Here is a 26,936-nt window from a genome sequence, read left to right on the forward strand (position 1 = left end):
GGACCCGCGGGGGCTCGTGGACTCCGTTAGGACGGTCCGGTCAGGGGGAGCGGTGCCGGGAGCGGGACTCGTGGACGCCGCGGGCGACCGCCAGCAGCTCGCGCGCGGAGTCATCCCACGAGTAGGCCCGGGCCCGCTCGAGCCCGGCCAGCACCCGGGCGCGGGCCCGGGCAGGGTCCTCGAGGGCGCGCACGGCGGCGGCGAACCCGGCGTCGTCGTCGGGCGCGGCGTAGCCGGCGGCGCCCCCGGCGACCTCCCGGAAGATCGGCAGGTCGCTGCACACGACGGGCGTGCCCGCAGCGAGCGCCTCCACGAGCGGCAGCCCGTAGCCCTCGGCCCGGGACGCGTGCACCAGGGCGGCCGCTTCGGCGAGCAGGGCGGCGTACTCGGTCTCGTCCACCCCGTCGTGGAAGACGACCCGCGCCCCGTCCGGGACGAGGGCCTCCAGCTGGGCGCGGCGGGCCGGGGAGATCCGGGAGAGCAGGTGCAGCTCGTGGTCCGGGAGCCGCCCGGCCGCGCGCAGCAGGGTCTCCACGTTCTTGTACGGCAGGAAGGAGCCCATGTAGAGCAGCTTCCGGCCGCGCCGGGGCAGCCGTGCCAGGGCCTGCCCGGTGGGGAGCACGGACCCGGGCTGGGGGGCGTTGGGCACCACGTGCACGGGGCGGCGGGTAAGCCGGTGGGCGGCGATCAGCTCGCGGGTGGTGTCCGAGACGGTCACCACGGCGTCGGCGCGGTCCAGCAGGACCCGCTGGGGCCACCAGGCCCGGTGGTAGAGCCGCCAGCCCGCGCGCACGGCGGCGGGCAGGTCCCCGGGCGGCTGGGGGTGGTCGTAGTAGATGAGGTCGTGCAGGGTGAGGATCAGCCCGTGCCGGCGGCCCGCGGAGCCCATGGTCTGCATGGGGGAGAACACGACGTCGGGCGCGTACCGGTTGAGCACCAGCGCCGTGGCGGCCTCGGCGGCCGACACGGGGGAGGGCCCGGTGACGTGGGGGAGCCCCGGCAGCAGGGCGAGCTGGCGGGGGTCGCTGACGAGCAGGGCCACGTCCAGCCCTGGGGTCGCGCCGGCGAGACCGGCCACGGCCTCGGCCAGGCTCGCCCCGTAGCGGCTGATCCCGTCGTGGCGGTCGAGACGGGTGTAGCGGGCGTCCAGGAGCAGTCTCACCGGCGGCGTCCTGCCTGCTGGTCCCGGCGGGCCCGGTGCCCGCGGCGCACGATGCGCTGCAGACCGGTGAACGGGGCGGTGTCGGGGGCGGGGGCGTCGGCGGGGGGCGCCTGCGCGTGCAGCGCGGGCGGCCCGCCGTCCGGTCCGGGGGGCGGGCCGGGGACCGGCTCGGGGGCGGGGGAGGAGAGGAAGTCGTGGACGAGCTCGGCGGTGCGCCCGGGGGCCTCGTAGTGGATGAGGTGGCCCACGCCGTCGAGGACCTCGAGGCGGTGCCGGGGGATCCAGGAGGCCATGGTCCGCTGCGCGGCGAGCGAGCCCAGCTCGTCCTGGGCGCCCACGACCAGCAGGGTCGGCATGCTCAGCTGCATCGCGACCTCCGCGACGGTGTGCGAGACGGAGGCCTCGTAGGCCTCCAGCAGCACGTCCCGGTCCGCGAAGGACGAGAAGTAGGCGCGGTGCTGGTGGCGCACGTAGCCGCGCACCCGGGGGTCCTGCGACTTGGTCATCACCCCGCTCATCGCGTCCGTGACGAGCCAGCTGGAGAGCAGCCGCCGGCCCAGCCGCCGGGGCAGAGCCCGGCCCAGCCGGTAGTAGCCCACCGTCAGGCGGCTCAGCAGCGCCTGCTCGCCCTCCAGCGCGGGTTCGCAGATCGGGTTGACGAGCACCAGCCGCTCGACCATCGCCGGGTGCGCGGCGGAGAAGTGCGCGGCGACCACCGAGCCGAAGGAGTGGCCCAGCACGGCGACCCCGTGCGGGGCGCCGTCGTGCACCGCGCCGTCGGTGAGGGTCTCCACGAAGCCGCGCAGGAACTCCGCGTACCCGGCGATGTCGTGGGGCCGGTCGGGGAAGGGCTCGGAGCGGCCGAAGCCGGGCAGATCGGGGACGACCACGTGGTAGCGCTCGCGGAGCCGGTCGGCGACCAGCTGCAGGCCGTGGTGGTCGCCGCGGAAGCCGTGGACCAGCACGAGCAGCGGCTTGGGGGCCCGGTCGACGTCGTAGAACCAGTAGCGCACCTTGTGCCCGTCCAGGACCATGCTGCGCCGCTCGGCCCAGGGGTTCTGCACCGCGCTGCCCGGAACGTCGGCGTCGCGGCCCGTGCCGGTGGGCCCGCCGCCGTCCGCCGCGCCGTGCCGTGCGCCGGCCGCTGCCGCCATGGTTCCTCCCTGCGGGCCCGGCAGGCGCCCGGTGCGTCCCGGCCCGCTGTCGATGCTAGCCCCTGCGGGCCGGGGGGCCGGGCGGCGCTGGGCTAGGATGGGACGGATTCCACCACCGTCGGCGCACCGCCGGGCATCCGTGATGCCCGGGTGCCGCACACGCGACCGCGCGCCGCCCGTTCCGGGGCCGGCGGCGGTCCACGACCGCGAAGGCGAGGACCGTGACCGAACAGCAGCACACGACCGAGACCACCGGGTACGACTTCCGTGCCATCGAGGCGGCGTGGCCGTCGTTCTGGGCGGAGCAGCAGGTCTACGCGCCCGTCGACGACGGCTCGCGGGAGCGCCGCTACGTCCTGGACATGTTCCCCTACCCCTCGGGCGACCTGCACATGGGGCACGCGGAGGCCTTCGCGATGGGGGACGTGGTGGCCCGGTACTGGCGCCAGCGCGGCTACGACGTGCTGCACCCGATCGGCTGGGACTCCTTCGGGCTGCCGGCGGAGAACGCGGCGATCAAGCGCGACGCCCACCCGGCGCAGTGGACCTACGCCAACATCGAGACGCAGAAGGCCTCCTTCCAGCGCTACGCGATCAGCGCGGACTGGTCCCGGGAGATCCACACCTCCGACCCCGAGTACTACCGGTGGACGCAGTGGCTGTTCCTGCAGTTCCACCGCAAGGGCCTGGCGTACCGGAAGAACTCGCCGGTCAACTGGTGCCCCAAGGACCAGACGGTGCTGGCCAACGAGCAGGTCGTCAACGGGGCGTGCGAGCGCTGCCACACCCCGGTGACGAAGAAGGCCCTGAACCAGTGGTACTTCAAGATCACCGACTACGCCGACCGGCTGCTCGACGACATGGCCGCGCTCGAGGGCCACTGGCCCGAGCGGGTGCTGGCCATGCAGCGCAACTGGATCGGGCGCTCCGAGGGAGCCCACGTGCGCTTCGCCATCGAGGGCGCCGGCGAGGGCGGCACGGACCGCGAGGTCACCGTGTTCACGACCCGCCCCGACACGCTCTACGGCGCCACGTTCTTCGTGGTCGCCGCGGACGCCGAGCTGGCCGGGCAGATCGTCGCCCCGGAGCACGCGGCGGAGCTGGCCGCCTACCGGGAGCAGGTCAAGGCGCTGTCCGACATCGAGCGCCAGGCCACCGACCGGCAGAAGACCGGGGTGTTCCTGGGCCGCCACGCCGTCAACCCGCTCAACGGCGAGAAGCTGCCCGTGTGGGCCGCGGACTACGTGCTGGCCGACTACGGCACGGGCGCGATCATGGCCGTGCCCGCCCACGACCAGCGCGACCTCGACTTCGCCCGCACCTTCGACCTGCCCGTGCGCGCGGTGCTCGACACCGGCGAGGAGGACCCCGCCGTCACCGGGACCGCCACCACGGGCGAGGGCACCCTGATCAACTCGGGCGAGCTCTCCGGGCTGGAGAAGACCGAGGCCATCGAGCGCGCCATCGGCCTGGTCGAGGCCGCCGTGACGGGCAACCGCCAGGTCAACTTCCGGCTGCGCGACTGGCTGCTGTCCCGCCAGCGCTTCTGGGGGGCGCCCATCCCGATCGTGCACTGCGGGGCCTGCGGCGAGGTGCCGGTGCCCGAGGAGCAGCTGCCGGTGCGGCTGCCCGACGACCTGCGCGGCGAGCAGCTCGCGCCCAAGGGCCGGTCCCCTCTCGCGGCGGCCGAGTCCTGGGTGCACGTGAACTGCCCCTCCTGCGACGGCCCCGCCCTGCGCGACACCGACACCATGGACACGTTCGTGGACTCCTCCTGGTACTACCTGCGCTTCGCCTCCCCGAACGACGAGACCGCGGCGTTCGACCTCGAGCAGACCCGCAAGTGGCTGCCCGTGGACCAGTACGTGGGCGGCGTGGAGCACGCGATCCTGCACCTGCTCTACTCCCGGTTCTTCACCAAGGTGCTCTTCGACCTGGGGCTCGTGGACTTCACCGAGCCGTTCAAGGCGCTGCTGAACCAGGGCCAGGTGCTCAACGGGGGCCGGGCGATGTCCAAGTCCCTGGGCAACGGCGTGGACCTGGGCGAGCAGCTCGACCGGTTCGGCGTGGACGCCGTGCGCCTGACCATGGTCTTCGCCTCCCCGCCGGAGGACGACGTGGACTGGGCCGACGTCTCCCCGCAGGGCTCCCAGAAGTTCCTGGCCCGGGCCTGGCGCCTGGCCCAGGACGTGACCGGCGACCCCGGGGCCGACCCGGCCGACGGGGACCTGACCGTGCGCCGGGCCACCCACCGGGCCGTCGACGACGCCGCCCAGCTGCTCGACGCCGCGAAGTTCAACGTGGTGATCGCCAAGACCATGGAGCTGGTGAACGTGGTCCGCAAGGCCATCGACTCCGGCTGCGGGCCCGCCGACCCCGCCGTGCGCGAGGCCGTCGAGGCGGTCGCGGTCCTGCTGTCGCTGGTCGCCCCGTACACGGCCGAGGACATGTGGCACGCGCTGGGCCACGAGGGCTCCGTCGTCGTCGCCGGCTGGCCCGCGGTCGACCCGGAGCTGCTGGTGGACGACACCGTCACCGCCGTGGTGCAGATCAAGGGCAAGGTCCGGGACCGGCTCGAGGTGCCCGCCGACATCGGCGAGGACGCCCTGCGCGAGCTCGCCCTGGGCTCGGAGACGATCCGCCGCCAGCTGGGTGACGCCGAGATCCGCAAGGTGATCGTGCGCGCGCCCAAGCTCGTCAACATCGTGGCCTGAGCCGCCGCTCCCGCACGGGAGCACGACGACGACGCCCCGCCGCCCCCGGCCCCCGGCCCGAGCCCCCGCCCCGCACCTGGGAGCCGGTGCCCGGACCGGGGGCCGGGCCGGTGTTCGGGCCGGTGTCCGGGCTCCACAGGCCTCCTCCGGCCCGCGCGCGTCCCCAGCGGGGCCCCGTCCGGCGCGCGGGAGCGGCCGACCGGGGTGGGCTGGGGCCATGACCGGTACCGTGCCGCGCGCCCGACGGCGAGCGAACCCCACCCCGCCCGCGCCCGTCGTCCCGCCAGCGCCTTCCGCGCCCGGCGCGACGGCTGCCGGGACCGGGCCCGGCAGTGCTCCCACGCCCGGTGCCCCGCCGCCCGCCGAACGGCTGGCGTCGCTGCTGGCCGAGGCCCGGGGCGAGGCCACCGGTTCCGGCCGGGCGCCGTCGCCCCGGGACGGGGCACCGGTGGCCGCTCCCGCCCACCGCCGGCCGGTCGCCGCCCGGACCCGGGTTCCGGCCTCGCTGCTGCTGATCGTCCTGGCCGCGCTCGCATGGCTGAGCTGGACGGTGCTGGGGCCCGGGAGGGACGGCGGGGAGGTCCCGGAGACCGCCGGGCGGCCCGTCCTCGCCGAGGCGGAGCTGGGCGGCGAGCCCGGGCAGGACCTCGGGCAGGACGGCGGGGGCGACACCGGGCGAGGGGCCGGGGACGGAGCCGTGGCCGGTGCGGGCACGGCGACCGGACCCGGGACGGGCCCGCCGGGGTCCGCCGCGGCCCAGCCGCCTGCGGCGGGGTCGACGCTGCACGTGCACGTGACCGGGGAGGTGGCCCGCCCCGGCGTCGTGTCCCTCGAGGCCGGGGCCCGGGTCGTCGACGCGGTCGAGGCCGCCGGAGGCCTCACCGATGCCGCCGTGACGGAGTCCGTGAACCTGGCCGCCCCCGTCACGGACGGCCAGCAGGTGCTCGTCCCGGACACCGAGACCGCACCCCCTGCTCCCGGCGGTCCGGCGCCCGGAGCCGCAGCGGCGCCGGGAGCGGCGGCGCCGCCCGGGGTCCCGGGAGCACCGCCCGGGACCGGGGCACCGGAGGGCGCCGCCCCGGGCGGGACGCTGAACCTCAACACGGCCACCGCGGCCGAGCTCGAGACCCTCCCGCGGGTCGGGCCCGTGCTGGCCGGACGGATCGTGGAGTTCCGGCAGCAACACGGCGGATTCGCCGCCGTCGCCGACCTCGACGCCGTGCCGGGGATCGGCCCCGCCCTGATGGAGTCGCTCGGCCCGCTGGTGAGCGTGTGAGGCGCCCCGCCGAGTGGTGGGCCGGGGCCCTGGAGCACCAGGAGCACCGCGACGCCCGCGCGCCGGGCCGCACCTGGGACCTGCGGCTCGTCCCCGCCGCGCTGGGCGCGTGGCTCACCGGTCTGCTCGCCGCGCACCTGCCCCCGGCACGGGTCGCGGCCGCCGGGGCCCTCTACCTGGCGGCGCTGGTGCTCGGCGCCGCCCTGGTCCTCGTCGTGGCCCGCACCCTCCGGCGGGAGGAGCCCCCGCCCGGGCGGCCCCGCGCCCCCGGGCTGTGGCGGGCCCTGCCGTGGTCGGCCGTGGCCCTGAGCGCCCTCGCCGTCACGGCCGTGCTGCTGAGCACCACGGCCGCCCAGCGCGAGACCGCCCACGGCCCGCTCGGGGCGGCACTCGCCGGGGCCGGGACCGTGGCCGTCACGGCGGAGGTGGTCGAGCCGCCCCGGCGGTGGACGGCGCCCGCCCCCGGGACCGGCCACGAGGACGAGGACCGCACCGGCGTGGTCCTCGGGCTGCGCCTCGAACAGGTCACCCACGAGGGCCGCGGCGGACCCGCCGACGTCGACGTCACGGTCTTCGCGGACGGGCCCGCCTGGGCCGGGCTGGTCCCGGGGCAGCGGATCACCGCCGTGCTCGCCGCCGGGCCCCCGTCCCCCGGACCCCCGGTGCTGCGCGCCGCCGCCCCGCCGGCGGACCTCCCGGCACGGGAGCCCGGCCGGCGGGAGCAGGTCCGGGAGCGCTTCGTGGCCGGCACCGCAGGACTGGGCCCCGACGCCGCGGGGCTGCTGCCCGGGATGACCTTCGGCGAGCGCTCCGGGATTGGCCCGGAGCTCGACCAGGCCATGCGGGACACCGGACTGACCCACCTGACGGCCGTCTCCGGCGCCAACTGCGCCCTCGTCACGGCCCTGGCCGGGCACGCCGCGCTGTCCCTCGGCGCGGGGCGGCGCACCTGCCTGGCCGCCGGCCTCGGCGCCCTGGCGGCGTTCGTGATCCTCGTCGGTCCCGACCCGTCCGTGCTGCGCGCCGCCGTGATGGGCGGACTCGCCGCCCTCAGCCTCCTCACGGGGCGCACCGCCGTCTCCCTGGCCACCCTCTCGGGCGCCGTGATCGCCCTCGTCGTCGTCCGGCCGGCGCTCGCCGCCGAGTACGGCTTCGTCCTCTCGGTGCTGGCCACCGCGGGGATCGTGGTGAGCGGGCGGCCCCTGACCCGGTGGCTGGGCACCCGGGTCCCGGAGGTGCTCGCCGTGGCGGTCGCGATCCCCGCGGCCGCCCAGCTGTGGTGCGCCCCGGTGCTCGTGCTCCTCCAGCCCGCCGTGCCCGTGTACTCGCTGCCGGCCAACGTCCTCGCCGCCCCGCTGGTGCCGGTGGTGACCGTCTGCGGCCTCGCGGGACTGCTGCTGCTGAACCTGCCCGACGGGGCGGGCGCCGCGGCGGCCGTGCTGCCCCTGGGCGTCGGCGCACTGGGGGCGCGTGTCGTCGCCGGCACCGCCAGGGTGCTGGCCGGGGCCCCCGGGGCACTGGCCCCGTGGCCCCAGGGCCTGCCGGGCGTGCTGCTGATGACCCTGGCGAGCGCGGCGCTCCTGCTCGCCGTGCACGCCCTCGACGTGCGCCGCCGGCGCCCCCGGTCGACGTCCGGGACCGTGCACGAGGGCCCCGCGCCGGTCCCCGTCCCGGAGGGGCACTGGCGGGAGCGGTCCCGCCGGCGCCGGCGGCGGCGGATCGCGGCCGCCGCGGCCGTGCTGCTCGTCCTCGCGGCGCTGGCCCTGCGCGCCGCCGTGGACGCCCGACGTCCGCCGCCGGCTTGGGAGGCCGTGCTGTGCGACGTGGGCCAGGGGGACGCCGTCCTCCTGCGCACCGCGCCGGGCCGTGCCGTCCTCGTGGACACCGGTCCTGACCCGCAGGCCCTGGCACGGTGCCTGCGGCGCAGCGGGGTGGAGCACCTGGACCTCGTGGTCCTCAGCCACGCCCACGCCGACCACACCGGAGGCCTGCCCGCCCTCGCCCGGCACGGGCGGATCGGCGAGGTCTGGTACGCCACGGCGGCCGCGGCACCGCCGGACGGGCTGACCGACGCGCTGCCCGGCACCCCGGCCCGCCGGCCGGCCCCGGGGGATACCCGGACGCTGGGCGGACTGCGCCTGACCGTCCTCGCCCCGGCACCGACCGCGCCGGGGCGCTGGAGCGACCCGTCCTCCGCCGACGAGAACAACGCCTCCCTCGTGCTGCGCGCCGAGCTCACCGGCGAGGACGGCGGGTCCACCTCCTGGCTGCTCACCGGGGACCTCGAGGAGGAGGGCGCACGCGCCCTCCTGCGCACCGCCGGGCCGCTCGTCGACGTCGACGTGCTCAAGGTCTCCCACCACGGCGCCCGCAACGGCGGCACCGCCGTCATCGACGCGGCCGGACCCCGGCTGGCCGTCGTCTCCGCCGGCCGGGACAACGACTACGGCCACCCCCACCCCCGGATCCTCGACCACCTGCGCACCCGGGGGATCCCCCTCGTGCGCACGGACGAGCACGGCAGCGCCTATATCCTGCGCGAGGGGGGCCGAATCCGTGCCGTCCCCGCCGAGCCTTAGTCCGCCGGCCCCCGGACCACCGTCCCGGGCCCCGGCGGGTCCTCGCCCCCCGCCCCCCGGTCCGGGGGACCCGGCCCGCGCTCCTCCCGCCGGCGCAGCTGCTCGGTCAGCTCCGCCACCTGCGCCCGCAGCGCCGCGACCTCCGCGGCCGGGTCACGGCCCCCGCGGGCGGCCACCGCCTCCACCAGCCAGGAGGCCAGAAGGGCCGTGACCAGGCCCAGCACCCCCACACCGCCCAGCATCAGGACCACCGCCACACCCCGGCCCAGCACGGTGACCGGGTACAGGTCCCCGTAGCCCACCGTGCTCATGGTCGTGACCGTCCACCAGGCGGCGTCCCCGAAGCTCGTGATGCCCGCCCCGGGAGCGCCCCGCTCGGCGTCCAGCACGGCCAGCGAGCCGACCACGCCCAGCAGCAGCGCCCCGCCGGCCAGGTGCACGGCCACCCGCCCCCGCAGGTCCGCCGAGGCCCGCCGGTTGACGACGAGCACCAGGGCGACCAGCCGCACCAGCTCCAGCTGCCGGAGCACCGGGAAGACCAGCACCAGCAGGTCCAGCAGATGGCGGGAGACGAACTCCCGCCGGTCCCCGGCCCGCACCAGGCGCACCACGTAGTCCCCGACGAACAGCGCCACACCGCGCCCAGCACCACCCGGCACACCAGCACGAGCCGCGGCTCCAGCCCCGGATCCAGGATGGGCCACGCCCACGCCACCAGGAACACGACGGCGGCCCCCGTCAGCACCCGCCCGGCCACCCGTTCCCCGCGACCCCTCCGCATGCCACGATCATGACCCCACCACCCGGGACCACGCCACCACATGTCGCCCGGACGTGGGAAGCTGGAGACCACCCCACCCAGCAGGCGGCCCCGTCCGGCCGCCACCACAGGAGGACGCGGCCATGACCCCACCGAGGCGCCCCGCACCCACCGCCGGACCCACCTGGCGCGACGTCGAGCCCACCCCGCTCATCCTGCTCACCGGCCCCGAGGACTACCTCGCCGCCCGCGCCCGCGACCGCGTCCGCACCGCCCTCAAGGACCGGCGCGGCCCCGTCGAGCTCTCCACCGTCGACGCCGCCGCCTACGCCCCCGGACAGCTCGCCGCGCTCGCCAGCCCCTCCCTGTTCGACGACGCGAAGCTCATCCACGTCAGCAACCTCGCCGCCATGAACGACGACTGCCTCACCGACGGCCTCGCCTACGTCCAGGCCCCCGACCCGGACGTCGTCGTGCTCTGGGAGCACAGCGGCGGCAACCGCGGCAAGAAGCTCCTCGACGCCCTCAAGGCCGCCGGCGCCGCCGTCGTGGAGTGCAAGCCCCTCAAGAACGACCGCGACAAGACCGACTTCATCGTCACCGAGTTCCGCACCCACCGGCGCCGCATCGACCCCGACGCCGCCCGCGCGCTCGCCGCCGCCGTGGGCAGCAGCACGGCCGAGCTGGCCGCCGCGTGCGCCCAGTTGCTGTCCGACGGGCCCGAGAGCATCAGCTTCGACGACGTGGAGAAGTACTACGGCGGGCGCGTGGAGGCCACCGCGTTCAAGGTCGCGGACGCCGCGCTGGCCGGACGCGCCGAGAGCGCCCTCAAGCTGTGGCGCCAGGCCCTCGACACCGGGGTGGACCCCGTCCCGATGGTCGGGGCGCTGGCCGCGAAGCTGCGCACGATCGCCCAGGTGCACGGGACCCGCGGCGGCGCGGGTCAGCTCGCCCAGCGGATCGGGGCGGCCCCGTGGATGGTGGAGCGGGCGCAGGAGGAGTCCCGGCGCTTCTCCGAGGAGGACCTCGTGCGGGCGCTGCGGGCGCTGGCCGAGGCCGACGCCCAGGTCAAGGGCGAGGGGCGGGACCCCGCCTACGCGGTGGAGCGGGCGATCACCACCATCGCCCTGTCCGGCCGCCGCTGAGCGGCGGTCCCCGGGCCGGACGGGCCCGGGGACGACGGAGGCCCCGTCCCTGAGCGGGACGGGGCCTCCGTGCGGCCCGCCGGAGCGGCGGGCGCGGTTCGCGGGGAACCGGGATCAGATCTTGGCGACCAGCTTGGCCAGGCCGGACTTCTTGTTGGCCGCGTTGTTCTTGTGCAGGACGCCCTTGCTGACGGCCTTGTCGAGCTTGCGGGAGACGACGCGCAGGGCGTCCTGGGCGGTCTCCTTGTCGGAGGCGCCGACGGCCTCGTCGACGCGGCGGACCAGCGTCTTCAGCTCGGACTTGTACGCGTTGTTGCGCAGGCGCGACTTCTCGTTGGTGAGGTTGCGCTTCTTCTGGGACTTGATGTTGGCCACGTATAACTCCTTGGCGATGGGTGCGGAATTCGGTCAGTGAGGGCAAACAGGACAGCCATGTGACTGAGTGGGAGTGGGGACGCCCGTGTGGCGACCGTCCTGCAGTGCCCGACGACCAGCGCGGACACACAGCAGAAAAGTCTAGCAGACCGCGCCCCGCCGCCGGGCGGCGCCGACACGGGCGGTCCTGAGCCGCCGGCTCAGCCGCGCAGGCGGTGGAGCCGCCCGGCCACCCGGTCGAAGAGGGGCTCGGGCAGGACCGCGCCCTCGCGCCGGACGTCGGCGGGCAGCACCTGGACCACGCGGTCGAGCTTGACCTCGGACGGCCGGCCCCGCGGGTCCCACGGCCCCGTCCCGACGTCCACGTAGTCCGGGTCCTGCTCCAGCCCATTGCTGCGGTCCCGGGAGGTGAGCATCAGGCACAGCAGGTGGTCCCCGGCCCGGTCCACGACCAGCACGGGCCGGTCCTTGCCGCGGCGGTGGTCCTCCTCGAAGGGCACCCAGGTCCACACGATCTCGCCGGGATCGGCCTCGCCGTCGGACAGCGGCCGGTAGACGGGCCGCACCGGACCCGTCCAGTCCCCGGGGTAGGGGCGCGAGAGCCCCGCGGGGAGGCCGTCGCCGGCCCGGGACGGCACGGTGGGCCGGGGCCGCGCGGACGGCGAGGCGGTGCGCCGGCCCGGCCGGGAGGGCTCCGGGCGGCGCCGCCCGGAGCGCTGGTAGGCGTCCACGGCGCGGGCGGCGAGCCGGGTCAGGGTGCCGAGGTTGAGCTTCATGCGACCACTCTAGCCAGGGACCCTCCGGCGCGGCCGGGGCCCCCGCGGGCCGAAATGGCTCTCCATGACCGAACGTGGGAAACTGGACAGTTGAATCCCCGGCGCGGTCCACCCGCCGGTAGCCCCAGGACCTGCCGGAAGCGACGTTCTCCCGGAGAAAGGACCGCCCGTGTCACCGCTGGCCGTCAATGCCCCGGTTCCCGCCTCGACCGACCCGTCGATCCTCCGAAACTTCTGCATCATCGCCCACATCGACCACGGGAAGTCCACGCTCGCGGACCGGATGCTGCAGGCCACCGGCGTGGTCACCACGCGGGAGATGAAGGCCCAGTACCTGGACCGGATGGACATCGAGCGCGAGCGCGGGATCACCATCAAGTCCCAGGCGGTGCGGATGCCCTGGAACGTGGGGGGCACGGACTACGCGCTGAACATGATCGACACCCCGGGCCACGTGGACTTCACCTACGAGGTCTCCCGGTCCCTGGCCGCCTGCGAGGGCGCGCTGCTGCTGGTGGACGCCGCGCAGGGCATCGAGGCGCAGACCCTGGCGAACCTGTACCTGGCCATGGAGAACGACCTCACGATCATCCCGGTGCTGAACAAGATCGACCTGCCCGCGGCCCAGCCGGAGAAGTACGCCCAGGAGCTCGGCAACCTCATCGGCGTGGACCCCGAGGACGTGCTGCGGGTCTCCGGGAAGACCGGTGAGGGCGTCGAGGCGCTGCTCGACCGGATCGTGGAGCTGGTCCCCGCCCCGCAGGGGGACGCGGACGCGCCCTCGCGGGCCATGATCTTCGACTCCGTCTACGACACCTACCGCGGCGTGGTCACCTACATCCGCGTGGTCGACGGCAAGCTGACCCCGCGGGAGCGGATCCGGATGATGTCCACCGGCGCGCAGCACGAGCTGCTGGAGATCGGGGTCATCTCGCCCGAGCCGAAGCCCACGGAGGGGCTCGGCGTGGGCGAGGTGGGCTACCTCATCACCGGGGTCAAGGACGTGCGCCAGTCCCGGGTGGGGGACACCGTGACCAACCACCAGCGGCCGGCGGCCGAGAACCTGGGCGGCTACGAGGACCCCAAGCCGATGGTTTTCTCGGGGCTGTTCCCCATCGACGGCTCCGACTACCCGGTCCTGCGCGACGCCCTGGACAAGCTCCAGCTCAACGACGCCGCCCTGGTCTACGAGCCCGAGAACTCCGCGGCCCTGGGCTTCGGCTTCCGGTGCGGGTTCCTGGGCCTGCTCCACCTCGAGATCGTCCGGGAGCGCCTCGAGCGCGAGTTCAACCTGGACCTGATCTCCACGGCGCCCTCCGTGAGCTACAACGTCACCCTCGAGGACCGCTCCGAGCGCGCCGTCACGAACCCCTCCGAGTTCCCCGAGGGCAAGATCGCCGAGATCCGCGAGCCCATGGTGGCCGCGACGGTGCTGGCCCCGTCCGAGTTCATCGGCGCGATCATGGAGCTGTGCCAGTCCAAGCGCGGTCAGCTCAAGGGCATGGACTACCTCTCCGAGGACCGGGTGGAGCTGCGCTACCGGCTGCCCCTGGCCGAGATCGTCTTCGACTTCTTCGACCAGCTCAAGTCCCGCACCAAGGGCTACGCGTCCCTGGACTGGAAGGCCGAGGGCGAGGAGGCCGCGGACCTCGTGAAGGTCGACATCCTCCTGCAGGGCGAGCCGGTGGACGCCTTCAGCGCGATCACCCACCGGGACAAGGCGTACGCCTACGGGGTGATGATGACCGGCAAGCTGCGCGAGCTCATCCCGCGGCAGCAGTTCGAGGTGCCCATCCAGGCGGCCATCGGCTCCCGGGTGATCGCCCGCGAGAACATCCGGGCGATCCGCAAGGACGTGCTCTCCAAGTGCTACGGCGGCGACATCTCGCGCAAGCGCAAGCTGCTCGAGAAGCAGAAGGAGGGCAAGAAGCGGATGAAGATGGTCGGCCGGGTGGAGGTCCCCCAGGAGGCGTTCGTCGCGGCGCTGTCCTCCGACGAGTCCGGGGCGAAGGACAAGAAGAAGTAGTGGCCCCCGCCCAGCCGGAGGGCCTGCCGGGCCCGCTCGACGGACTGCTGCCGCCCTCCGCCGCGGTGGGCTCCGCCGACCGCACGCTCAGCCTCTACGTGCACGTGCCGTTCTGCGCGGTCCGGTGCGGCTACTGCGACTTCAACACCTACACGGCCGTGGAGCTCGGGGCGGGGGTGTCCCAGGACGCCTACGCCGGGGACGCCGCGGCGGAGGTCCGCTGGGCGCGCCGGGTGCTGGAGGACTCCGGGGTGGCCCCCCGCCCGCTGCACAGCGTGTTCTTCGGCGGCGGCACCCCCACGCTGCTGCCCGCCGAGGACCTCGCCGCGGTCCTGGCGCAGGCCGCGGAGAGCTTCGGGCTCGCGGCGGGCGCGGAGGTGACCACCGAGGCCAACCCGGACTCCGTGACGCCGGAGTCCCTCGCGGTGCTCGCGGCGGCGGGGGTGACCCGGGTGTCCTTCGGGATGCAGTCGGCCGTCCCGCACGTGCTCGCCGTCCTGGACCGCACGCACGACCCGGACAACGTGCCGCGGGCCGTGCGGTGGGCGCGCGAGGCCGGCCTGGGCGTCAGCGTGGACCTCATCTACGGCACCCCGGGGGAGTCCCTGGCCGACTGGGAGCACTCGGTGCGCACGGCGGTGGGCTACGAGCCCGACCACGTCTCCGCGTACTCGCTGATCATCGAGCACGGCACGAAGCTCGCGGCGCGGATGCGGCGCGGGGAGGTCCCGCCGATCGACGAGGACGACCAGGCCGACAAGTACGAGCTCGCGGACCGGGTCCTCGCCGAGGCCGGCTTCGAGTGGTACGAGGTGAGCAACTGGGCCCGGCCCGCCGAGGGCGCGGACGCCGGTGCCCACCGCAGCCGGCACAACCTCGCCTACTGGCGCAACCAGGACTGGTGGGGGATCGGGCCCGGGGCGCACTCGCACGTGGGCGGGACGCGCTGGTGGAACCTCAAGCACCCCGTGCCCTACACGAACCGGGTGCGCGCCGGGCAGTCGCCGGCGGCCGGGCGCGAGATCCTCGACGCGGACACCCGCCACCTCGAGCGGGTGATGCTGGAGGCCAGGATCCGCGACGGCCTGCCCACGACCGCCCTGGCCGGCGGCGGGCGGACCGCGGTGGCCGGGCTGATCGCCGACGGGCTGGTGGAGCCCGCGGCGGCGCTGCGCGGCTCGCTGGTGCTGACCCTGCGGGGCCGGCTCCTCGGCGACGCCGTGGTGCGGCGGCTGCTCGCCTGACGGGGGCACCCCGGCCGGGGCGCCCGCACGAGGAACGGACGCACCCGTCGGGAACGGATGCGTCCGTCAGGGACGTCCCCGGCGCGGACCGGGATCAGCCGCGCGCGGCGCGCCCCCGGGACCGCTCGCGGAGGCGCTCGACGAGCCGGTCGTAGAGCCGGGTGTTGAAGCGGTAGAGGTGCGGTTCGCCGCGGTTGACCCGGACCCCGCCGATCAGGGAGCCGACGGCGAGCAGCAGCCACGCGGCGGCGGCGGCGAGCGCGAAGAACCAGCCGATGAACGGCACCGGGGCGAGCAGGATCCCGGTGACCACCACGAGGGTCGGCAGCAGGGTGAAGTTCATGGCCTCCATCGACTCCTGCTCCGTGAACGGGCCGCGCCCGCGGAAGACGCGGTGGACGAGGAACGAGGGGAGGAAGCCGATGACGCCGCCGAAGTGCGCCAGGGTCGCCCACTGGTGGTCCTCGGTGACGGTCAGCGGCTGGGCCACGGGGGAGAGGCCCTCGAACGGGGCCCCGGCGTCGTCGCGGCTCGGTCGGGGGTCGGTCTGCACGGGCACGGATGTCCTTCGGCGGTGGGACCGCGGCGGGGCCGCGGACGGTGGGTGGGACACGACCATCCTACCGACCGGCCCGGAGGGCGGAGGATCGGCCCCGCGCACGTGTGCCTTTGTGACGATCTGCTGGGCGTTGCCCGTGCACGCGGGGCGCCGGGTCAGGCCCCGGGGGCGGTGAGGAAGTCGATGAGCTCCTCGACCCGGCCCAGCAGGGACGGCTCGAGGTCGGCGTAGCTGTCCACGCGGGACAGGATGTGCTGCCAGGCCCGGCCGAGGTCGCCGGGGGTGCGGTGCGGCCACCCGAGGGCGGCGGCGGTGCCGGTCTTCCAGTCCGTGCCCCGCGGGACCACGGGCCAGGCGTCGATGCCGAGGGTGCGCGGCCTGACCGCCTGCCAGATGTCGACGTACGGGTGGCCCAGCACCAGGACGTTGCCCGCTGCGCCGGGCAGGCGCATGGTCTCCGCGGCGATCCTCGACTCCTTGGAGCCGGCCACGAGGTGGTCGACGAGGATGCCGAGCCGCCGCCCGGGGCCCGGCCCGAACTCCCGCACGGCGGCGGGCAGGTCGTCGATGCCGTGCAGCGGCTCCACGACGATGCCCTCGACCGCCAGGTCGTGGCCCCACACCTTGGCCACCAGTTCGGCGTCGTGGTAGCCCTCGACCCACACCCGGGAGGCCTTGGCGGTGCTCGCGCGCAGCCCTTCGACGGCCACGGAGCCCGAGCGCGTGCGGGAGGGCTTGCGCGCCGCGGGGGCCCGGCGGGGCTCGACGACGACCACGGGCTCGCCCTCGAGCAGGAACCCCGGTCCCAGGGGGAACGCCTTGACCCGCCCCCTCCGGTCCTCGAGTCCCAGCACGCGCATCCCGCCGATGGTCTCCAGGGACACGACCGCGCCGACCCAGCCGGTCGCGACGTCCTCCAGGATCATCCCCGGGGCGACCGGGACCTCCGCGGAGACCGGCCGGCGGCGGGCGAGGGCGTCGTCGTCGAGGCTGCGCGGCCCCCAGCCGTGGTGGCTCATGGTCGTCCTCCCGGGTCGCGGTGCCGCGCGTCCGGCGCGGATCAGCCGGAAGCGTACCAAACCGCGGGGGCGACCGGCCGTCGGACACGGGGGCTACACTGGACGCCGTTGGCACTGTGGCCACCCGAGTGCCAGGGCATCTTCGGGGGCGTGGACGAACCGGGGAGGAGCGACGTGAACCATCCGAGACGACTGCAGATCCTGCAGGCCATCGTGGAGGACTACGTGCACTTCCGCGAGCCGGTCGGCTCCAAGGCCCTCGTGGACCGGCACCGGCTCGGCGTCTCGTCGGCCACCGTGCGCAACGACATGGCCGCGCTCGAGGAGGAGGGCCTGATCACGGCCCCCCACACGAGCTCGGGCCGGATCCCCACGGACAAGGGCTACCGCACGTTCGTCGACCAGATCGCGGCCGTCAAGCCGCTCTCGGGCCCGGAACGGCGGGCCATCCAGCGGCTGCTGGACGACGCCGCGGACATCGACGACGTCATGGAGCGCACCGTGCGGCTGCTCGCGCAGCTCACCCAGCAGGTCGCGGTCGTGCAGTACCCGCACGCCTCCGGGGTCACCGTGCGCCACGTCGAGGTCGTGGACCTCGGCGCCGGCCGGGTGCTGGTGGTGCTCATCCCGACCAACGGCCGGGTGGCGCAGCGCGTCGCCGTGCTGCGGGCGCCGCTCGAGGAGTCCCAGCTGCTCGAGCTGCGCGCCCGGGTGCTGGCCGCCGTGGTCGGGCGCTCCCTGACCGCGGTGCCGGACGCCCTCGCCGTGATGACCGCGGCCACCGCCCCGCCGCTGCAGTCGGCCGCCGCCGCCGTGGCGGAGGCCGTCGGCGCCCTCGCGGCGGGCGGGGCCGAGCACCGCATGGTCATGGCCGGCACCGCCAACCTCGCCCGCTCCACCGGGGACTTCCACCTGAGCATCGGCCCGGTCCTCGAGGCCCTCGAGGAGCAGGTGGTGATGCTCCGGCTGCTCTCCGAGATGGAGCAGGACGCCCGCGGGGTGGCCGTGCGGATCGGCACGGAGAACGCCGAGGGCCCCCTGTCCGAGGCCGCCGTCGTCGCCACCGGCTACGGGCCGCAGTCCAAGGTGGGGGTCGTGGGCCCCATGCGCATGGACTACCCGTCCACGATGGCCGCCGTGCGCGCCGTCGCCCGCTACCTCTCCCGTATCCTCGGGGGCTGAGCCCCCGCGGGCCCCGTCCCCGGGGCCCACCAGCGAAACCCACCACAGACCTCTCGACAGAACGGACCACGGTGAGCGATCACTACGAGACCCTGGGCGTGTCCCGGGACGCCAGCCAGGAAGAGATCAAGAAGGCCTACCGCAAGAAGGCCCGCCGGCTGCACCCCGACGTCAACCCCGGCCCGGAGGCCGCCGAGGACTTCAAGCGCCTCTCCCACGCCAACGACGTCCTCTCCGACCCCGAGAAGCGGCGCGTCTACGATGCGACCGGCAACGAGAACGGCACCGACACCGGCTTCGGCGGGGGCTTCCCCGGCACGGGGTTCGGCTTCGCCGACATCTTCGACACCTTCTTCCAGGGCGCCGGCGGCGCCGGCTCCGGCCGGCGCGGACCCGCGTCCCGCACCCGCCAGGGCCAGGACGCCCTGATCAACGTCCGGGTCACCCTCCGGGACGCGGTCTTCGGCACGGAGAAGAAGATCACCGTGGACACCGCCGTGGTCTGTCCCACCTGCGACGGCACCTGCTGCCAGGCGGGCACCCAGCCCGAGACCTGCGACGTCTGCCACGGATCCGGCCAGGTGCAGCGCCAGGTCCAGTCGATCCTCGGGACCGTGGTCACGGCGGCGCCGTGCGCCACCTGCCAGGGCTTCGGCACGGTCATCAAGCACCCGTGCCACGAGTGCTACGGCGAGGGCCGCGTGCGCGACCGCCGCCCGCTGACCGTCAAGATCCCCGCCGGCGTCTCGACCGGCAACCGGATCCGCCTCTCGGGTCAGGGCGAGGCCGGCACCGCAGGCGGGCCGAACGGCGACCTCTACGTCGAGCTCAAGGTCGATCCCGACCCCACGTTCGAGCGCCAGGGCGACGACCTGCACGCCCGCGTCCGGGTGCCCATGACCTCCGCGGCCCTCGGCACCACTGTGACCCTCGAGACCTTCGACGGCGAGCGCGAGGTGCCCGTCGGCCCCGGCACGCAGACCGGCCACACCGTGACCCTGCACGAGCTCGGGGCCACCCGGCTGCGCGGCGGCGGCCGGGGCGAGCTGTTCGTCCACCTCGAGGTCGAGACCCCCACGGCGCTCGACGACGAGCAGCGCGAGCTGCTCGAGCAGCTGTCCCGGCTGCGCGGCGAGGACCAGTCCACCGGCACCACCCTGAACTCCCCGGCCGGCTCCGGCGGCTTCTTCTCCCGGCTCAAGGACCGGTTCTCCGACCTGTGAGCCTGCCGGTCTTCAAGGTCGAGCCGGGCCGGCTCGCCGGTCTCGGTCCCGGGGCGGCGCTCACCGTCACCGGCCCGGAGGCCCGGCACGCCGTCACCGTGCGCCGGCTCGCGCCCGGTGAGCGGCTCGAGCTCGTCGACGGTGCGGGGACCCGGGCCACCGGGGAGCTGCGCGCGGGGGACCGGGACAGCATGGAGGTCGGCGTGGTCTCGGTGACCACCGAGCCCGCCCGCACGCCCCGGCTGGTCCTCGTCCAGGCCCTCGCGAAGGGCGACCGGGACCTGCTGGCCGTGGAGACGGCCACCGAGCTGGGCGTCGACGCCGTGGTGCCCTGGCAGGCCGACCGCTCGATCGTGCGGTGGAAGAAGGAGCGCGCCGCCAAGAGCCACGAGAAGTGGGTGCACACCGTCGCGGCGGCCGCCAAGCAGTCGCGGCGGGCCGCCTGGCCCGAGGTGCTGCCCCTGTCCGCCACCCCTGAGCTCGCCCGCCTGCTCGGGGAGCCGGGGACCCGCGGCCTCGTCCTGCACGAGGAGGCGCACGAGTCCCTCGCCGACCTGGCCGGCGCCGCCGGCACCCCCGGTGCCCCGTGGGCGGGCGCCGAGCGGATCGTCCTGGTGGTGGGCCCCGAGGGGGGCGTCGCGCCGGCGGAGCTCGAGGTCCTGGCCGGGGCGGGGGCCCTCGCGGTCCGGCTCGGCCCGGAGGTGCTGCGCAGCTCCACCGCCGGACCGGCCGCGCTGGCGGTGCTCAGCGCCGCACTCGGCCGCTGGGCGTCCGGGACCCCCTGAGCCCCGGACGTCCGGTTCAGCCGGGGACGACCTCCACGTCCTTGTCGTCGCGCACGGTCCCGCCCTCGGCGTCCCGGCCGACGACCGTCACCACGTAGGGGCCCGGCGCCAGCTCGAGCTCGGCCCGGAACCCGGCGGTCCCGTCGCCCCGCGGGACCTCGTCCGCCGTGCCGCTCGAGACGCGCTCCCCGTCCGGTCCGGCCACGGTCCACCGGCAGTCCCGCACCTCGTCCAGCGCCCGTCCCGAGAGGGTGAGGGTCCCCTCGGACCGTTCGTCCTGCCGGGGCTCGTCGAGCCAGAGCGGGGCCTCCAGCGCCTCGTCGGGGCGGAGGGGGCCGTCGAGGCGCACGGACCCGAAGACCTCCTCGTCGGGCCGGCCGTCCACGAGCACCACGACCTCGGCCGCGGAGCCCTCCGGCAGCAGACCCGCCGTGGCCGCCGTGGCGGTCACGGTGTGCGCGAGCTGCTGGAGGGCCAGCCGGACCTCGCGGTCGTCCAGGTCCGGGCGGAAGGCCTCGGACGGCAGGTCCACGGTGATGGTCCCGCCCGGGGACGTCGAGGCGCCCACCCGGTCCACCGGGGACCACAGCGTCCGGTAGTCCGGGTCCTCCGGGGTCGCCCCGGTCATCAGCGCCGCCGCCGCCGCGATGGGGTCCACGGCCGCGGCCGCCTCGGAGGCGTCCCGGAACTCGCGGAACAGCCGCTCCTCGCCGTCCGCGCGGCCCACCCAGTAGACGGGCAGCTTCGTGGTGGCCACCCGGCCGTCCGCGGTGCTCGCCGTGGTGGACGCGGCCGGCGCGGCGCCCGACGCGCTGACCGTGCCCTCGAGGGCGGGCTCCGGGCCGGTGCCGCACGCGCCGAGGACCAGGGCGCCCGCGGCGGACAGGGCGAGCACGGGGAGCCGGCCGCGGGCGGACCGGGGCCGGGAACGGGCAGTGGCCATGGGGGGACGCGCACCTCGGCTTTCCGGGATCGGGTGGGGCGGTGCCGGCACCGGGGGAGGCCGCACCCGTCCCCCTGCCGGAGGACCGGACCATTCCAGCACAGGGCCCGTGGACGCCCCCAGCCGAGGAGCCCCGGCGGGCGTGACCGATACCAAATCGCAATGTGCGGCGGGCGACCTCCGGTGCCGGAGCCGCGCGGTACCCTGGGGTGAGGACGAGTCCCGTCCGCCGTCCCTACCACGGCGACCCACGAGAGAGCGAGAGCACGGCCCGCGCGGCCGGACCCATGACTGAGACGCTGCCCGGCACCACGCACCCCCTGACGGCCCGCACCGTCATCACCTTCCCCGACCGCGAGACGATGGTCCGGTGCCTCGGCTCCGGGGACGACACCCTGCGCCAGGTGGAGACGGCGTTCCCCGGCCTCACGACCAGCCCGCGCGGTCTCGAGCTCGGCATCGAGGGCCCCAGCGGGCCCGTGCAGATCGTCGCCACCCTCTTCGACGAGCTGAAGGTCCTGGCCGGCCGCGAGACCGCGGTCACCCCGCAGGTCATCACCCAGCTGCTCGAGCTGATCGGCAGGGACCTCACCGCCCGCCCCAGCGGCGCCCTGACCCAGAACATCCTCTCCGGCCGCGGCCGCAAGATCCGTCCCAAGACGCTGCACCAGAAGACCTACGTGGATGCCATCGACGAGCACACCGTGGTCTTCGGCATCGGTCCCGCCGGCACCGGCAAGACCTACCTGGCCATGGCGAAGGCCGTCCAGGCGCTGCAGGCCAAGGAAGTCTCCCGGATCATCCTCACGCGCCCCGCCGTGGAGGCGGGGGAGCGGCTGGGCTTCCTGCCCGGGACGCTCAGCGAGAAGATCGACCCGTACCTGCGCCCGCTCTACGACGCGCTGCACGACATGATGGACCCGGACTCGATCCCCCGCCTCCTGGAGGCGGGCACCATCGAGGTCGCCCCCCTCGCCTACATGCGCGGCCGCACCCTCAACGACGCGTTCATCATCCTCGACGAGGCGCAGAACACCACGCCCGAGCAGATGAAGATGTTCCTCACCCGGCTCGGCTTCGGCTCCAAGATGGTCGTCACCGGGGACGTCACCCAGGTGGACCTGCCGGGCAGCGCGTCCTCCGGTCTGCGCCAGGTCCAGCACGTGCTCAGCGGCGTCCCGGACGTCGCGTTCACGGAGATGACCGCGGAGGACGTGGTGCGCCACGAGCTGGTGGGCCGGATCGTCAGCGCCTACGACGCCTTCGACACGACCAACCGGCACCGCAACGAACGGCGCCGGCGCAAGGACGACGCCCGTGCCGCCCGCGACGCCGCGCCGGCGGCCCCGGACGCGGACGGGGCGGAGGCCTGATGGCCGTCGAGTTCGATCTGCAGGTCGACCCGCAGGACGTCCCCGCCGGGGAGCGCGCGGCCTGGGAGGCGGTCGACGTCGAGCTGCTGGGCCGGCTCGCGGACCACGTCCTGGAGCGCCTGCACGTCCACCCCGACGCGGAGCTGTCCATCGCGGTGGTCGACGAGGACGAGATGGCCCGCCTGCACGTCGAGTGGATGGACCTGCCCGGCCCCACGGACGTGCTCTCCTTCCCCATGGACGAGATGCGCCCCGGGACCCCGGAGGAGCCCGCGGAGGGCACCCTGGGCGACATCGTCCTGTGCCCCCCGGTCGCCCGCCGGCAGGCCGAGGCCGGCGGTCACTCCGTCGCGGACGAGCTGTGCCTGCTCACCACCCACGGGATCCTGCACCTGCTGGGGCACGACCACGCCGAGCCCGAGGAGCGGCAGATCATGTTCGCCCTCCAGCGGGACCTGCTCACCGACTTCCTCGGCCGGCCCGCGCCGGTCGAGACCATGGAGTAGCGCCCCATGATGACCACTGCCGTCCTGGTCGTCGCGGCGATCGTGTTCCTGGGCACGGCGTTCGTCCTCACGGCCGCCGAGACGGGCCTCACCTACCTGCCCCGCGCGGACGCCGAGGCCATCGCCCGGGACGCCCCCGACTCCTCCGCCGCCAGGATCCTGGCCACCCCCACCGCGCACCTGCAGGCCCTGCGCTTCTGGAGCGTGTGGTTCGAGACGGCCTCCGCCGTGGCGGTGGCCCTCGCGATGTTCGACGGCCTCGACGACGTCTGGCTCGCCGGCCTCCTGGCCACCGTGGTGATGGCCGCCGTGGGCTTCGTCCTCACCGGGGTCTCCCCGCGCCAGGTCGGGCGCAGCCACGCCGCCGGCACCCTCCGGGCCACCGCCGGCCTGGTGCGCCTGCTGCGCATCGTGCTCGGGCCGGTCCCCGGGATGCTCGTGCGGCTGGGCTCCTCGGGCACCCGGGACGCGGGGAACATCGCCCCCGGCTACCTCACCGAGGAGGAGCTGCTCGAGTTCGTGGACCGGTCCACGGGCCAGGCCCTCATCGAGGACAACGAGGCGGAGCTGCTGCACTCGGTCTTCGACCTCGACGACACCAACGTCCGGGCCGTCATGGTGCCCCGCACCGACATGGTCTCCGTCGACGACGACGACACCGTGGACAACGCCCTGAACCTCTTCTTCCGCTCCGGCTACTCCCGCATCCCGGTGATCGGCGAGAGCGCCGACGACGTCCTCGGCATCCTGTACCAGAAGGACCTCGCCGAGCGGGTGCACCGGCTGGGCACCGGGCTGCGGCTCACCGGGCTCTCCGAGCTCGCCCGCGAGGTCCGCTACGTGCCCGAGTCGAAGAAGGTCAACGAGCTGCTGCGCGAGATGCAGCTCGAGTCGATCCACGTGGCGATCGTCGTCGACGAGTACGGCGGCACCGCCGGGCTGGTGACCCTCGAGGACCTCATCGAGGAGCTGCTCGGCGAGATCGTCGACGAGTACGACCGGGAGAAGCCCGAGGTCGCCGAGCTCGGCGACGGCCGCTACCGCATCTCCGCCCGGCTCAGCGTCGAGGACCTGGGCGACCTGTTCGGCCTCGACCTCGAGGACGACGAGGTGGACACGGCCGGCGGCCTGCTCGCCAAGTCCACCGGCCGGGTGCCCATCGTGGGCTCCCGCGCCACCGTCGAGGGCATCGTCCTCGAGGCCGTCACCCTGGAGGGCCGGCGCAACCGGGTGGGCCAGCTCGAGGTCCGCCGGGACCCCGACTGGGTCCCCCCGGGCTCCACGGCCGTGGAGCCCGCCGCCCAGGAGTCCGAGGAGGAGACCCACCACCATGTCTGAGCCCACACCCGCCGTGCCCCCTCGGGCCGGCGATTCCACCACCGGGGAGCCGGTCCCGTTCCGCGCCGGCTTCGCCGTGCTGGTCGGCCGCCCCAACGCCGGGAAGTCCACGCTCACCAACGCCCTGGTCGGGCAGAAGGTCGCGATCACCTCGAGCCGGCCGCAGACCACGCGGCACACCATCCGGGGCATCGTGCACCGGCCCGAGGGCCAGCTCGTGCTCGTGGACACCCCGGGCCTGCACCGGCCGCGGACGCTGCTCGGCGAGCGGCTCAACGACCTCGTGGCGGACACCCTCGCGGAGGTCGACGTCATCGGCTTCTGCGTGCCCGCCGACGAGAAGATCGGCCCCGGGGACCGGTTCATCGCCCAGCAGCTCGCGGCCTCCGGCAACAAGCCGGTCGTGGCGATCGTCACGAAGACGGACACCGTCTCCCGCGCCGAGCTCGCCGAGCAGCTGCTGGCGGTCACCGAGCTGGGCCGCTCCGTCATGGAGGCCGAGCACCGGGTCCGCGCCGAGCGCGCCGAACGGGCCGCCCGCAAGCCCCGCCACCGCTCCGCGGCCGCGCACGCGCCCCGGCCCGACGCCGACGACCCGGGCTGGGCCGACGTCATCCCCGTCTCCGCCGTGGACGGCTTCCAGGTCGACGCCCTCGCCGGGCTGCTCATCGGCAGGATGCCGGAGTCCCCGGCCCTGTACCCCGACGGCGAGCTGACCGACGAGCCCGAGATGACGATGGTCGCCGAGCTCGTCCGGGAGGCCGCCCTCGAGGGGGTGCGGGACGAGCTGCCGCACTCCCTCGCGGTCGTGGTCGAGGAGATGGTGCCCCGCGAGGGCCGCCCCGCGGACCGGCCGCTGCTCGACGTGCGGGTCAACGTCTACGTCGAGCGGTCGTCGCAGAAGGCCATCATCATCGGCAAGGGCGGCGCGCGGCTGCGCGAGATCGGCACCCGGTCCCGGACCGCCATCGAGGCGCTGCTGGGCACGAAGGTCTACCTCGACCTGCACGTGAAGATCGCCAAGGAGTGGCAGCGCGACCCCAAGCAGCTGTCCCGCCTGGGCTTCTGAGCCACCCGGGGCCCCCGGATCGCGCCCCCACCCCGCCGCGTCGCCCGCCCCGAGTCCCGGGGCGGGCGACTAGCATGACACCCGGCGCCCCGGCCGGGCGCCGTCCCCCCGACCCCGGGCCCCGCGCCCGGGGTCTGCCAGGAGAGAGTCACCGTGTCCTCTACGCCCCCCGCCGCCCACGGACGCCACCGCGCCCGCCGATGGTCCCGGAAGCGCTGGGCCGCCGTCGCGCTGGTCGTCGTCCTGCTCGCGGTCCTCGGGGCCGGCGTGGCCGCGACCTGGCGGCTGCAGTCCAACCTGGACACCTCCCCGCTCGACCTCGGCGACGGGACCGGCCCCGAGGCCGGCCCGCTGGACATCCTCGTGATGGGCACCGACACCCGTGACGGCGAGGGCAACGACCGGTACGGCGACGACGAGGACAGCGCCGGCGCCGGCCTGACCGACGTCATGATGCTGGTGCACGTGAGCGAGGACCGCAGCGGCGTGACCGTGGTGTCCCTGCCGCGCGACCTGGTCGCGGACATCCCGCGCTGCACGGACCCCGAGTCCGGCGAGGTCCACCCGGCGGAGGAGGACGCGATGCTGAACTCGGCGATCGCCAACGGCGGCCCCGGGTGCACGGTCGCCACCGTCAACCAGATGACCGGCCTCAAGATCGACCACTTCATGCTCGCCGACTTCAACGCCGTCAAGGAGCTGTCCTCGACCGTGGGCGGCGTCGAGGTGTGCGTCAACGAGGCCGTCGACGACCCGAAGTCGGGGCTGGAGCTGCCCGCCGGCGTCTCCTCCGTGGAGGGCGAGCAGGCCCTGGCGTTCCTGCGCAGCCGCGCCGCCTTCGGCGACGGCGGGGACACGAGCCGGATCCGCTCCCAGCAGTCGTTCCTCGCGTCCATGGCCCGCAAGATCAAGGACGAGGGGACGCTGTCGGACCTGCCGAAGCTCTACGAGATCGCCGACGTCGCCACCCGCAACCTGCACGTCGACGAGGGGCTCGGCTCCGTCCCGACGGTGGTCGGCCTCGGCACGGCGGTCCGGGGGATCGACCTGGGCAGCATGGTCTTCGTGACGGCGCCCACCGAGCCCTACGCGCTGGACCCCAACCGGCTCCAGCTCGACGCGGACCCGGCCGAGCACCTCTTCGAGGCGCTGCGCGAGGACCGGCCGCTCACGTCGCCCTCCGCGGAGCCGGCCGACGAGCCGACCTCCTCCGCGACCCCGTCGCCCGACGCCGCCGTCCCGGCCCCCACGGTCGACCCGGCCACGGTCCCGCTCACGGTCGCCAACGTCTCCGGCGTCGACGGCCGGGACGCGGACATCGCGGACGTGCTCGAGGACGAGGGCTACACGGCCGTCGAGTCCGGCCCGCAGGCCACCGAGCTGCCGGGCACGCAGATCTTCTTCGGCGCGGGGTGGTACGAGGCGGCCGTCGAGGTCGCCGAGCTGCTCGGCGTCCCCTCCTCGCAGATCGTGCCGACCACCGACGTGGTGGGGGTGTTCGTGTCGGTGGGCCAGGACTTCCGCGAGGGGGACCGGCTCGAGCTCGGGGCGGGGCTGCCCGGGGACCTCAACGGTCAGACCGCGGAGCAGTACACCTGCCAGCAGGCGGCCGGCGACTGGTGAGAACGCGACCCGGCGCGCCGGACACCCCGTGATAGGTTGAACACATGCGGACCGGGACGCTCCTCCTCCTTACGTGCCGCAACGGGGCCTGACCCGAGGACTGGA

At 75.1% G+C, this 26,936-nt stretch carries 22 protein-coding genes; 14 read left to right on the forward strand and 8 right to left on the reverse strand.

Annotated elements, in window-relative coordinates:
- Window positions 1-40: 40 nt before the first annotated feature.
- Complete coding sequence (locus EQG70_RS09480; protein ID WP_109269161.1) at window positions 41-1,162, reverse strand: glycosyltransferase family 4 protein; 1,122 nt, start codon at window positions 1,160-1,162, stop codon at window positions 41-43.
- Window positions 1,159-2,316 (reverse strand): alpha/beta fold hydrolase, encoded by a 1,158-nt coding sequence (locus EQG70_RS09485; RefSeq protein WP_109244393.1) that lies wholly within the window; start codon window positions 2,314-2,316, stop codon window positions 1,159-1,161. Before EQG70_RS09485 ends, EQG70_RS09480 begins: the two co-directional genes overlap by 4 nt.
- Before the next feature lie 221 nt (window positions 2,317-2,537).
- Between EQG70_RS09485 and leuS the strand changes: the two genes are divergently transcribed.
- The 3 genes from leuS (at window position 2,538) to EQG70_RS09500 (ending at window position 8,885) form a co-directional block, all read left to right on the forward strand.
- Window positions 2,538-5,030, forward strand: coding sequence for a leucine--tRNA ligase (leuS, locus tag EQG70_RS09490; RefSeq protein ID WP_109269162.1), 2,493 nt, complete (start codon window positions 2,538-2,540; stop codon window positions 5,028-5,030).
- Window positions 5,031-5,478: 448 nt separating this feature from the next.
- Window positions 5,479-6,306 carry a ComEA family DNA-binding protein gene (locus EQG70_RS09495; protein WP_170122265.1) on the forward strand — a complete coding sequence of 276 codons (828 nt, stop codon included), beginning with the start codon at window positions 5,479-5,481 and terminating at the stop codon, window positions 6,304-6,306.
- Entirely contained in the window at window positions 6,303-8,885 is a 2,583-nt protein-coding gene (locus EQG70_RS09500; protein WP_167508880.1) for a ComEC/Rec2 family competence protein, read from the forward strand. Before EQG70_RS09495 ends, EQG70_RS09500 begins: the two co-directional genes overlap by 4 nt.
- Here the strand turns inward: EQG70_RS09500 and EQG70_RS09505 are convergent.
- A complete protein-coding gene (locus tag EQG70_RS09505) occupies window positions 8,882-9,520 on the reverse strand; it encodes a potassium channel family protein (protein WP_197722631.1) in 639 nt (212 codons plus the stop codon). The genes EQG70_RS09500 and EQG70_RS09505 overlap by 4 nt on opposite strands.
- 268 nt (window positions 9,521-9,788) lie before the next feature.
- Between EQG70_RS09505 and holA the strand changes: the two genes are divergently transcribed.
- Window positions 9,789-10,790: a DNA polymerase III subunit delta gene (holA, locus tag EQG70_RS09510; RefSeq protein ID WP_109269164.1), complete on the forward strand. Its 1,002-nt coding sequence runs from the start codon at window positions 9,789-9,791 to the stop codon at window positions 10,788-10,790.
- A 114-nt stretch (window positions 10,791-10,904) separates the two neighbouring features.
- On the opposite strand, the gene rpsT is transcribed toward holA, so the two are convergent.
- Window positions 10,905-11,165, reverse strand: a complete 261-nt coding sequence (gene rpsT, locus EQG70_RS09515; RefSeq protein WP_017833968.1) for a 30S ribosomal protein S20 — start codon at window positions 11,163-11,165, stop codon at window positions 10,905-10,907.
- A gap of 200 nt (window positions 11,166-11,365) precedes the next feature.
- Entirely contained in the window at window positions 11,366-11,941 is a 576-nt protein-coding gene (locus tag EQG70_RS09520) for a type II toxin-antitoxin system PemK/MazF family toxin (RefSeq protein ID WP_109269165.1), read from the reverse strand.
- A gap of 169 nt (window positions 11,942-12,110) precedes the next feature.
- Here EQG70_RS09520 and lepA point away from each other — a divergent pair, with 169 nt between their 5' ends.
- Both lepA and hemW read left to right on the forward strand, forming a co-directional pair.
- The gene (gene lepA, locus EQG70_RS09525) at window positions 12,111-13,967 is read left to right on the forward strand and encodes a translation elongation factor 4 (protein ID WP_017833970.1); all 1,857 of its coding nucleotides are present in this window, start codon (window positions 12,111-12,113) and stop codon (window positions 13,965-13,967) included.
- Complete coding sequence (gene hemW / locus EQG70_RS09530; RefSeq protein WP_109244397.1) at window positions 13,967-15,211, forward strand: radical SAM family heme chaperone HemW; 1,245 nt, start codon at window positions 13,967-13,969, stop codon at window positions 15,209-15,211. Before lepA ends, hemW begins: the two co-directional genes overlap by 1 nt.
- 94 nt (window positions 15,212-15,305) lie before the next feature.
- On the opposite strand, the gene EQG70_RS09535 is transcribed toward hemW, so the two are convergent.
- Together EQG70_RS09535 and EQG70_RS09540 are read right to left on the reverse strand one after the other, a co-directional pair.
- Entirely contained in the window at window positions 15,306-15,770 is a 465-nt protein-coding gene (locus EQG70_RS09535) for a DUF4870 domain-containing protein (protein WP_109269166.1), read from the reverse strand.
- A gap of 155 nt (window positions 15,771-15,925) precedes the next feature.
- Window positions 15,926-16,789, reverse strand: coding sequence for a DUF3097 domain-containing protein (locus EQG70_RS09540; protein ID WP_109222631.1), 864 nt, complete (start codon window positions 16,787-16,789; stop codon window positions 15,926-15,928).
- A 174-nt stretch (window positions 16,790-16,963) separates the two neighbouring features.
- Here EQG70_RS09540 and hrcA point away from each other — a divergent pair, with 174 nt between their 5' ends.
- The 3 genes from hrcA to EQG70_RS09555 all read left to right on the forward strand — a co-directional run bounded on the left by hrcA (window position 16,964) and on the right by EQG70_RS09555 (window position 19,979).
- A complete protein-coding gene (gene hrcA, locus EQG70_RS09545; RefSeq protein ID WP_109222630.1) occupies window positions 16,964-17,971 on the forward strand; it encodes a heat-inducible transcriptional repressor HrcA in 1,008 nt (335 codons plus the stop codon).
- Window positions 17,972-18,042: 71 nt separating this feature from the next.
- Complete coding sequence (gene dnaJ, locus EQG70_RS09550; protein WP_035928454.1) at window positions 18,043-19,194, forward strand: molecular chaperone DnaJ; 1,152 nt, start codon at window positions 18,043-18,045, stop codon at window positions 19,192-19,194.
- Complete coding sequence (locus EQG70_RS09555) at window positions 19,191-19,979, forward strand: 16S rRNA (uracil(1498)-N(3))-methyltransferase (protein ID WP_109269167.1); 789 nt, start codon at window positions 19,191-19,193, stop codon at window positions 19,977-19,979. The genes dnaJ and EQG70_RS09555 overlap by 4 nt, the downstream gene beginning before the upstream one ends.
- A 16-nt stretch (window positions 19,980-19,995) precedes the next feature.
- On the opposite strand, the gene EQG70_RS09560 is transcribed toward EQG70_RS09555, so the two are convergent.
- Window positions 19,996-20,922 (reverse strand): GerMN domain-containing protein, encoded by a 927-nt coding sequence (locus EQG70_RS09560; protein ID WP_109269168.1) that lies wholly within the window; start codon window positions 20,920-20,922, stop codon window positions 19,996-19,998.
- Window positions 20,923-21,209: 287 nt separating this feature from the next.
- Between EQG70_RS09560 and EQG70_RS09565 the strand changes: the two genes are divergently transcribed.
- From EQG70_RS09565 to EQG70_RS09585, 5 genes are all read left to right on the forward strand, one after another.
- Complete coding sequence (locus tag EQG70_RS09565) at window positions 21,210-22,295, forward strand: PhoH family protein (protein ID WP_017833978.1); 1,086 nt, start codon at window positions 21,210-21,212, stop codon at window positions 22,293-22,295.
- Window positions 22,295-22,801, forward strand: a complete 507-nt coding sequence (gene ybeY / locus EQG70_RS09570) for an rRNA maturation RNase YbeY (RefSeq protein WP_017833979.1) — start codon at window positions 22,295-22,297, stop codon at window positions 22,799-22,801. Before EQG70_RS09565 ends, ybeY begins: the two co-directional genes overlap by 1 nt.
- A gap of 9 nt (window positions 22,802-22,810) precedes the next feature.
- The gene (locus EQG70_RS09575) at window positions 22,811-24,139 is read left to right on the forward strand and encodes a hemolysin family protein (RefSeq protein ID WP_370658534.1); all 1,329 of its coding nucleotides are present in this window, start codon (window positions 22,811-22,813) and stop codon (window positions 24,137-24,139) included.
- Window positions 24,132-25,208: a GTPase Era gene (locus tag EQG70_RS09580; protein ID WP_232035302.1), complete on the forward strand. Its 1,077-nt coding sequence runs from the start codon at window positions 24,132-24,134 to the stop codon at window positions 25,206-25,208. The genes EQG70_RS09575 and EQG70_RS09580 overlap by 8 nt, the downstream gene beginning before the upstream one ends.
- Before the next feature lie 153 nt (window positions 25,209-25,361).
- A complete protein-coding gene (locus EQG70_RS09585) occupies window positions 25,362-26,831 on the forward strand; it encodes an LCP family protein (RefSeq protein WP_109269171.1) in 1,470 nt (489 codons plus the stop codon).
- Window positions 26,832-26,936: the final 105 nt, after the last annotated feature.

Source organism: Kocuria rosea, from assembly GCF_006094695.1.
In the GTDB taxonomy this organism is placed as follows: Bacteria; Actinomycetota; Actinomycetes; order Actinomycetales; family Micrococcaceae; genus Kocuria; species Kocuria rosea.